The following is a 9128-nucleotide window of genomic DNA, read 5'->3' on the forward strand; positions in this document are numbered from 1 at the left end:
GCGTCACTGGCCCGTGCCGCCGCCGCGCGTTTACCGGTAAACGCGCGGCGGCGGCACGGGCCAGTGACGCGGATGTTCCGGCGGCGGGTAAACGGGCGGCCTCGCCCCGGGCCAATACGCTTCATCCACCACGATCAGTCCGGCCGCCCAACCGGAACTGATCATCGCAGCCAGAATCAAACACGAACAAATCCAGCGTTTCATGTTCCGTTAGACACGAACCGTGGTGAAATACTCCCGTCAATCTTCACGAACGCGGAAACAACCGACAAAAATATTGCAGACCGCGTGCTCTCACATGACGATTGGTTCGCGCCCGGTCAGGGGACCGGGCCTGCCTCATCCGTGAAGAATTCTCAATCCGCGCGCTCCGCGGATGATTCGGCAGGCGTCTTTCGCGGTCGTGGCGAGACCGTTTTGTCCGGCGGCTAACCGTTACCAGCGCCGGTACCGGCGGCCGGGCGGGCCGAAATAGAACCGGAACGAGGGACCATAATAGTACGGGTCGCCATAATAGTAAGCCGGCGGGCCATAGCCCGGATACCCGTACGCCGGCGGCGGTGTCTGCGGCGTGTTTTGGTTCATGTCGAAGTAAATGTTCTGTGGAATGTGGTCTTCCGGCCCGAACCACTTTCCGGTCCCGAACCATCGCGTCTGGGTAAACTGGTTCGTCGTCACCGGCAAAGCCCGGATCACATAATACTCGGCGCCGAAATCGTGAAACGTCCCGTCTTTGTCGCCGAAGATTTTCAAATGCAAGGGAGCATCACCCACCACCTGGCCGTTTGCCTCAATCTTTGCGCCCGGCGCCGAAGCCTCGACAAGCACGTCGTAGGCGATGGTGCCGTGCGGCCCGCGTTCGGCCCCGGGAGGCGCTGTTTCACATCCGGCGAGAAACACCGCCGCCAGACTCGCGGTCAGAATATACGTCATTTTCATCGTGGAATAGCATCGCTCAAACCCGCCAAAATCACAACTCCAAGATTGCCGGTCTGCGGTTCCGCCCAGCGCCAGGGCCGGCAGGAGTGTCGTGCCGTGATAACGTTGTAGGCCAACCCAGCGGAACAGCGCGGAGACGGGCGCCGAAGCGAATTCAGGCGACGCTCAGGAACTCAAGCTGCGCGCCTTTTCATAAATCGCCCGCAGGTCCGGCGGCATCTCCTCGACGGAATGATAGGTCTGGACCTTTCCGCTGGCATCGGTCACCGAAATCACATTCCGCACCTGACCGTGAACCGCCTCATCGCGCGCCTGGCGGATTTTTTCCCGAAACTCCGCCGGCACGTCGTCCAGCGAATGATACTCCCGCATTTCGCCCGTCTGCGGGTCACGGATTTTGATTTGCTCGGTGATCTTCATGTTCACCTTGACACCCGCGGGCAGCGGGTTTTTCACCACGCTCACCCGCACGCTGCCCAGGCCGCGCAACAGTCGGCTGAACCATCCCTCGCGTTTGATCGGCGCGGAACAGGAGTGACACATCGCCCAGCCCCTGGAGATCTCCGCCCCGCATTGCTGACAGTGCATGGCCATGAGCAAGCGCCTCTAACGCCGCCCGGCCGGAAGTTCAAGACCAAAACTCGGCCTGCTGCCGCGACGATGAAGAGGTAGCGCGGCCGTGCTGCGACTTCATGCCAGCAAAAGAACCACTGGCGAAGCCGTTTCTGCGGAATCCCGCGCCTCCACTTTCGATACGGGGAAAACAACTGCCGCATGATGAAGTCGGGCGGGGCTGTTGACGCGTGATCCGTCGTTTGATCTACTTGGCGGATCGAATTATGGCCGCCGCGACCATCAAACTTTTTCTTCCCAATGGCGACGCTCAAAGCCTTCGCATCGCGGAGATTTCCAACTGGACAGGCAAAGCTCTCGCCGCGCCGCGCACGGAGTTGGATGGCCTTTTTGAACGTGAGGAAATCAGCCAAGCCGGAGTTTATTTTTTGGTGGGAACAAACGTCGAATCAAATAAGCCCAAGGCTTACATTGGCGAGGCAGAAGACGTCGGCAAGCGCTTGAAGCAGCAGCGCGAAAAGGAATTCTGGGTGCAGGCAATTTTGTTTGTGAGCAAGGACGAGAACCTCACAAAATCTCACATTCGATATTTGGAGGGGCGACTGATTGAGGAAGCTGGAAAGATTGGTCGCTTTGAACTGGAGAACGACCAAACAAGCGGCGCGAAATTGCCCGAGGCTGACCGTGAAGACATGGAAGTGTTTCTCACCCGCATCTCCCAGCTTCTGCCCGTGTTGGGCTGCGACATTCTCGTGCCGCTGGTGAAAGCGGAGAAATCGAAAGCATTGGGCGCTTCGTTGACCTATCCGATCAAGGGACTAATTGCCACAGGGCAGCGGACTGCCACTGGGTTCGTGGTGTTCAAAGGCTCTGAAGCAACATTGGATTTGCGGCCATCAGCTCCGCCGTGGGTCATCCAGCAGAGGGAAAAGTATCTCGCAGATGGAACACTCGCAAAGTTAGATGGTAAATTCGCATTCACAAAAGACACGGAATTCTCAAGTCCGAGCGCTGCTGCGGCGGTTGTCTGTGGCGGTCACGTCAACGGACTGACTGCTTGGCGGAATGCTGATGGCAAGAATCTGAAACAAATCGAGGGCGCAGCATAGCTCACGGTTTCACTCTCAGGATTTCCGTCTGGCAGCGGACGATGTGCGTTGTCTCGTGTTTCTTTCCGTTCGGCGTTTTGGCCCACGCTTCTTGCAAGCTTGATTCTACTGTCGTGTAAACCACGCTCGCGGACGAGACGGCGGCACACGAGAGAAACACAAATTTCGTCTCGTGGTAGATACATTCCGCTTTCGGCTCGCCGTCTTTCAACCCGTTGATCCGATCCATAGATCGGCAATATGGATCAAGATCATTTTGCAAAAAGATCGAGACGGCAAAGTTCACCCGGAATTCTCGTAGCCAAATCAGAACGGTTTCACGATCGGTGCGACTAAGGGCGAGCGCGAAGTGCGCTTCATCCATCTCGATTCCGACGCAACCGCGTTTGGTTCGAACACAGGCCACTGCGGTTGTTCCGCCGCCGAGAAACGGGTCGAGCACCAAATCGCCTTCGCTCGTAGCTGCCAGCAGACAACGCTCGATGAGCGCCACCGGCTTTTGCGTTGGGTGTTTGCCAAAAGTTTTTTCGTCGCTACCGGGCGCGGACATCGTCCACACGGAGTCGAGGTCGGCTTCGTCGCGGGAGAATTCATCGCGCCGCCAGACGGTTTTCATCTGCTTGCCCGTGACCTTCCGCATTTCCTGATAGTTGAAGGGGTGTTTGCTTTTTTCGTTTTTTGCGGCCCACAAAACGGTTTCCGTGGAATGGGTGAAGTAGCGGCAGGAAAGATTCGGCGGCGGGTTGGGCTTTTCCCACGCGATGTCGTTGAGGATTTTGAAGCCGAGTTGTTGCATGGCGAAGCCGATGGAGAAGATGACGTGGTGCGTGCCGCTCACCCAAATCGTGCCGTTGGGTTTGAGGACGCGCCGGCAGCGGGCGAGCCATTCGCGGTTGAAGTTGTGGTTCTCATCCGCGCCCTGGGATTTGTCCCAATCGCCCTTGTCCACTTTCACCATGCGCCCCGCGTGGCAGGTGATGCCGCCGTTGGAGAGGAAATACGGTGGGTCGGCAAAGATGCAGTCGAAGCGGCCTTCGGGATATTTAGCGGCGATGGCGTCGAGCAATTCGAAGCAGTTGCCGTGGTAAAGCCAAATACTGCGGGCGGGGTCGGAGAGGGTCAGGACTGGAGCGCGCTTTTCGTCGCGGCGTTCGACGGCAATCGTGCCGTCTTCGCGGAGTTGAAAATGCGCAGGAGTAAGCGGGGTGGCGTGGACGAGTTCAGTGTTTGCGGGTTTCGGCGGCTTGGTACGGTAGAGAGGTTTTGGTTGCAGTTTTGGATCGGATCGCTGATCTGGCCGCTTGCTGCTGGCGGCATTCGGCGAAGAACCCTTCCGCCGGGACGATCCAGACATTCCGGTGGATCGATCCCGATCTGGAAAGGAGGATCAAGCCCAAACATTCGATATGTCGAATGTTCGACACATCCAAATTCAGGTTTGCTGGTTGAGTGGCTCATGTCGGCAATCATCGCGAGATCGTCGGGAAAAACATCCGCGTCTGCCGAACCAACGCGGGTTTGACCTTGGAAGAATTGGCTGAAAAGGCGGACCTGAGCTGGCCATACCTTTCCGAAATTGAGCGCGGACGTGAGAACATTTCGCTCGATAAACTCGTTCCACTTGCCAAAGCACTTAATGTCACGCTGTCGAAACTTGTTGAGGGCGTCTGAAAGCTCAAAGTCGTCGGCATCATAGCTCCGTCAGAAGCGGAATCTTTGTAGAAACGATTTCCCCCCAATAAATCCCCAGCCCCGTCGGGGCGGTATCGCCGCCTGTAGCGGCGCTGTGTCAGCGCTGTTTTCTTGGCAACCCTCATCAGTCATAGACCGACGCTACAAGGGACGGAATAGGCCGCTCCTGAACGAAGATTTGTTTCCGTTGCGGTTCTACAACACTTCCGCGCCCCGGCGGTGAATTCCTCATTGCGTCAGTCGGTCACGCGCCTCAGACCACTCGCATCGGCCTTTACTTTTCCGGGAATTCAATCGATGGTTGCTGCCACAACCCGGGCAGCCACTATGAATGCATCGAATTCCGCGGTCCGTCGTACCTCAATCGTCCTTCTCGCCGCTTTGTTTCTCGTCCCCGCTCGCAGCCGGACGGCGGACGCGCAACCCGCCGGCGCGCCCGCGGTCCCGGCTGAAAAGTCCAGTTTTCAGGAAGTCACTTCGCAACTCGATCCGGGCGGCAACCTGTTTGCCTATTTCGGCACGGAGCAATGGATCCACGCCGCGTCCGACACCGTCTCAAGCTGGCGCGGGTTTCTCCAGTTGGCGCCCGTTCTCACCGACGAACAGCGCGCCGAGGCCGACAAGGGGTTCGATCTGGCCACGCGCTTGGTCAGGAACAGCGGCATCGAGGAAATCAGCGGGGTGGGCATGAGCGGGATTGCCACGGAGAAAGGCCGCTATCGAACGAAGCTCCTCGTCCATCATTATCCCGACCGGAAGTCCGGTTATCTCTGGTCACTCTTCGGCGCCGCGCCGCACGCGCTCACGGGCCTCGAACAGCTTCCCACGACGACCGCGTTAAGCGTCTTTTTTGATTTCGATTTGCGGGGGTTCTGGACGATTCTGAAACGCGAGCTGTCGCGGTCCGGCATTGCGGGGCTGGAGGAGTGGAGCAAGGAATTCCCGAAAGAGTTCGAGGGGAAGACCGGAATCAACTTCGAGGCGTTGTTGGATTCGCTGGGCGGGGAGTTCGGAATTGTGCTGACGCTCGACGACACCCGCAAGGTGTCGCTGCCGTTGCCCACGCCACAGCCCCTGGAAATCCCCGAACCGCGTCTGGCCCTTTTGATCAAGGTAAGGAACGACGTTCTCTTCGATCACCTCGACAAACTGCTTCAGGAGAATCCCCAGGCGACACGGGTGGATGAAGAGGGACTGCGGATGCGCACGATGCCGCTGCCCGCGCCGGTGCCAATTCCGTTGCAGCCCTCCATCGCCCGGGCCGGCGACTACTTCTACTTCGCGTCCACCGATACGTTGATTCGCGAGATGCTGGCGGTGCGCTCCGGAAAACAGCCGGGACTGAAGGGCACCGAGGAGTTCAAACGGATGGCATCGGAGGTTCCGGACCAGGGGAACAGTCTGGTCTTTGTCAGTCCCCGGTTCAGCCGGGCAATCTCCGGATTGCAGACGGCCGCGCTGTCTGCGGCGGGCGCCGCGGGAGCCGGGAAGGCGACGGTTCTGCAGGGGTTGTTCGCGCAGAGCGCGGAAGGGTTCGTTTACAATGTTTCAGCGAACACTGCCGCGGGCTGGTTGACAGTCGGCAACGGTAATACCGACCCGAGCAGGAAAGCGCTGCTGATGGCCACCCTGCAGCCGGCGGCGGTGGTGGGATTGCTCGCGGCCATCGCGGTCCCGAATTTTGTGAAGGCGCGCCAGACCGCCCAATACAATGCCATCATGAACAATCTGCGCATGATTGAAGGCGCGAAAGATCAGTGGGCCCTGGAGAACAAGAAATCCACGGGCAGCAAGGTCACCGAGCAGGACATCGAGGAGTACATCCGGGGCGGCAGGATAAATCCGGTCGCCGGCGAGTCGTACCACCTCAATGCGGTGGGGACTCCCGCCGCGGCCACACTGAAACAGCAGCTCATGAATCACCCGGCGGGATCGGTGATTGCAGCGCCGTGAATTGGAACCGCCGGGCGTTGGGGCGGGCAACACGCGGAGAAAAGATTTCCGGGCCACGTCTCCCACCGGCTCCGTCAGCGGCGCCGAGCGCAGGGACTCAGCGGCTTTCCTTCGATCCTTTTTCCAGCAGGCGTTTGGTGAGGAAAACCAGGCCGGTCATTTGCAGCCATTCTGAAACAATGTTGCCGACCACCTGCCCCCATTTGCTGAGCGGATTCATTTTCCAGAACAGGGCGGCCCATCCGACGCCGGTGACGAGCAGGAACAGTAGCAGCGAATGGCGATACAGAAAATTGGCGGCCGCATTTTTCAGGTGACGACGCACCGGCCGGCTTTCGGCGGATCGCGCCTCGAGCAGATATTTCGTGCCCAGAATGATGACCACCGAGCCGCTCCAATCCGCAATCGCGTTGCCATAGAACGAACCGAGGTGCGTGGCCGGATCCGAGACCGCATAGAGAATGATCCAGAGCGCGAGCAGTCCCACGCTGACGATGGAGAGCGAGTGATGATACAAAAAACCGCGCCGTTTGTGTGAGGTCGGTTCAGCCATGCCGCCAGTGTGCCCGGCCGACGGTGCGGCGCAAGCCGCCAGGAGCCAGGTGGTGCGGGTCTCATCCCCGACCCGGATAACGACAGCGCGATGAATGTCCTGACCGCATTTCATTACCGCCATCCTCGCCGGGCCGTTACCTGCGCGACCATGACTGAAGCCATGGCGCGGCTTGCGAGCCAGGGTCTGACAGACGAATGGCGGAGAACGGCCGAGGGGAACCCGGGCCGGGAGAATCAATCATACGACGGGTTTCCGTTGGTCGAGCGTCCAACGCACCAGCGCCCACAACCCGACGAAGGTCAACCCGAATAGACCGGCCCGCAAGGGCCAGCTCGTGGCCCGGGCGCTGGCGGCAACGAAGTGGATCCGCATCGGCTTGCCGACTTCTGTCTGGAGCACCTGCGAGAATGACTGGCGCAGACCGCGTGTCGGCAGGTTCACGCGCAACGGCCGCGCGATGACGGTGGCGATTTCCTGGGCCTTTTGAAGCCGGTCCCACTGAAGTTCGGCCGCTTTGCCGTCGTATTTCAGGCCCAACTGCTGTTGCGCGGGCTGGTTCGCGGATTGAAAATAATCCGCGTTGTTCACGATGGCCTCTCGTTGTGCGTTGACCAGATTGTCCCGCTGCGCCTTGCGCAGGTCTTTCTCGAGCTCCTTCAACTGCTCCGGCTCCTCGTTGAGCCCGGACCGCCGCGCCTGGCTGTAAACCCTGGAGGCATCGTCGAGCCGGCCGACCGACAGTTTGCGCCGCGCCTCGTCAAGCGAACTGGAAACCTCCAGCTCACGCGCGCGTCTGCTCTTCGTTTCAGCCTGTGAATATTCGCTCAACGTAAAGCTGTGGTAATCGGGCGCGGCCTCGGCTTCGTGCGTCATCGTGCCGCCAAACCCGCTGTAGCCGCGGTCCGACGGAAGATACAGCTGCCAGTGCGCGTTCTTCACCGGCACATCCAGCGCCGGAGAGGCAAGGTCAACCGCGCCCTTCGTCCGCGGAAACTTTTCCGCACTCACGTAGGTCAGCTCAATCGGGATGGCCGAGTCTCCTGCCCGCTCGATGGGCAGCAGCAGCCTGCCGTCGCGCAAACTCGGTTTCACCGCCTGGCCGGCGACAAACGCGGACCAGACTTGCGCTCCCTTGGGCAGCGCCACTTCGAGAAACTGGCGCCCGTTGTTGCGCACAGAAAGCGCTAGCCGCGTCATCATCTGGCCGTCGTCGGCCACGACCGTCGTCAACCGCGCGTCGTCCACCAGGGCCTGCAACACTTCGGCCGGCGCAAACTTCTGCGCCGCGAGCGAGAGCTGGTAGCCAGGGCGCAGATAACGGTAGGCCAGCACCGTGGACGGCCCGGCGCGGCCGGCCCACTCGGGCAGCTCCTGCGGATCAATGCGGACAAGCTCGCTGCTCGCCTGCTTTGCGGTGACGCGCAGCTCCGATTTTGCGATGACCGCGGTCGCGCCGGTCTCCCGTTCCGCCCCCAACGCTTCGATGCCCGCCGCGTCAAACAGCGTCTCCTTCGCCTGTTCCTTCACACCCCATGGCTGTTCCCAAGTCACGGTGAGCAGATAATTACCGGCGACCTTGTTCTGCAATTCCACGCGCCATTCCCCGCCGTTCTGATCGCGGCGCCGGATGTTTGCGCCGGTGATTTCGACGTTTTTGAACGCCGTGGGAATCCGCAGGCGAAATTCCTTCACCGGCGCGTTCTGGATGTCGTAGCGGACCAGCGCGCGGCCGTTCACGAGTGATTCGCTCAACGTCAGCCAGTTGACGACCTCGGCGCGCACCCATGATTCGATGGATTCGGCGGCAATGAGCAGCTTCCACGGCGCGGTCGCCGGCACGGGGTCGCTGCTGATGAATTTGTAGGCGAGTCCCGCGCCGGAACGCCGGGCGGGCGGCTCGTCCGCTCCCGTCTGGTTTGCGGCCTGAACTCCGGCGTTGTCCTCAACCGCCGTCACCGGCACCTCGGTCAATCCCTCGAACGACATCGCCTTCGCCTGCACGCCGGTCTCCGCCGAAACGACGACGAATCCGGTCAGCTTCAGCGTGTCGAGCGGGTGCACGCCGGCCACCTCGACTGTTTTTGGCAGTTCCTTCTGTGCTTTGACGAGTTGAAGTTCCAGCGCGCAATTGCCGAGCGTGCGCTGTTTCAACGTCACTTCCAGCACCCGGACGTCGCCTTCGGTTTTCTCGGCCCATTGCGCGACTTCGGTTCCTGTGACCGCCTCGATCCGGAAATCCCCGGGTAGAACCACGCGCAGCGCAAACACGCCGGCGCGTTTGATGGTATAATCGAGCCGGGCCAGCA

9 protein-coding genes are annotated in these 9128 nt (G+C 60.2%); 3 read left to right on the forward strand and 6 right to left on the reverse strand.

Features of this window, described 5'->3' with window-relative positions; all coding sequences use genetic code 11:
- Positions 1-30: 30 nt before the first annotated feature.
- The 3 genes from VN887_08790 to VN887_08800 all read right to left on the reverse strand — a co-directional run bounded on the left by VN887_08790 (position 31) and on the right by VN887_08800 (position 1533).
- Positions 31-204: a hypothetical protein gene (locus tag VN887_08790; GenBank protein ID HXT40107.1), complete on the reverse strand. Its 174-nt coding sequence runs from the start codon at positions 202-204 to the stop codon at positions 31-33.
- Between the two features lie 231 nt (positions 205-435).
- Complete coding sequence (locus VN887_08795; protein ID HXT40108.1) at positions 436-939, reverse strand: hypothetical protein; 504 nt, start codon at positions 937-939, stop codon at positions 436-438.
- Positions 940-1104: 165 nt separating this feature from the next.
- The gene (locus tag VN887_08800; protein HXT40109.1) at positions 1105-1533 is read right to left on the reverse strand and encodes a hypothetical protein; all 429 of its coding nucleotides are present in this window, start codon (positions 1531-1533) and stop codon (positions 1105-1107) included.
- Positions 1534-1889: 356 nt separating this feature from the next.
- Here VN887_08800 and VN887_08805 point away from each other — a divergent pair, with 356 nt between their 5' ends.
- Positions 1890-2621 (forward strand): GIY-YIG nuclease family protein, encoded by a 732-nt coding sequence (locus VN887_08805; GenBank protein HXT40110.1) that lies wholly within the window; start codon positions 1890-1892, stop codon positions 2619-2621.
- Position 2622: 1 nt separating this feature from the next.
- Here the strand turns inward: VN887_08805 and VN887_08810 are convergent, their stop codons facing one another.
- Complete coding sequence (locus VN887_08810; GenBank protein ID HXT40111.1) at positions 2623-3975, reverse strand: site-specific DNA-methyltransferase; 1353 nt, start codon at positions 3973-3975, stop codon at positions 2623-2625.
- A 95-nt stretch (positions 3976-4070) separates the two neighbouring features.
- Here VN887_08810 and VN887_08815 point away from each other — a divergent pair, with 95 nt between their 5' ends.
- Complete coding sequence (locus VN887_08815) at positions 4071-4292, forward strand: helix-turn-helix transcriptional regulator (protein ID HXT40112.1); 222 nt, start codon at positions 4071-4073, stop codon at positions 4290-4292.
- 348 nt (positions 4293-4640) lie between these two features.
- Positions 4641-6266, forward strand: coding sequence for a hypothetical protein (locus VN887_08820; protein ID HXT40113.1), 1626 nt, complete (start codon positions 4641-4643; stop codon positions 6264-6266).
- A gap of 97 nt (positions 6267-6363) precedes the next feature.
- On the opposite strand, the gene VN887_08825 is transcribed toward VN887_08820, so the two are convergent.
- Positions 6364-6819, reverse strand: coding sequence for a hypothetical protein (locus tag VN887_08825; GenBank protein HXT40114.1), 456 nt, complete (start codon positions 6817-6819; stop codon positions 6364-6366).
- A 240-nt stretch (positions 6820-7059) separates the two neighbouring features.
- On the reverse strand, positions 7060-9128 hold a 2069-nt coding region (locus VN887_08830), incomplete at its 5' end, for a hypothetical protein (protein ID HXT40115.1).

It is taken from the genome of Candidatus Angelobacter sp. (genome assembly GCA_035607015.1).
In the GTDB taxonomy this organism is placed as follows: domain Bacteria; phylum Verrucomicrobiota; class Verrucomicrobiia; order Limisphaerales; family AV2; genus AV2.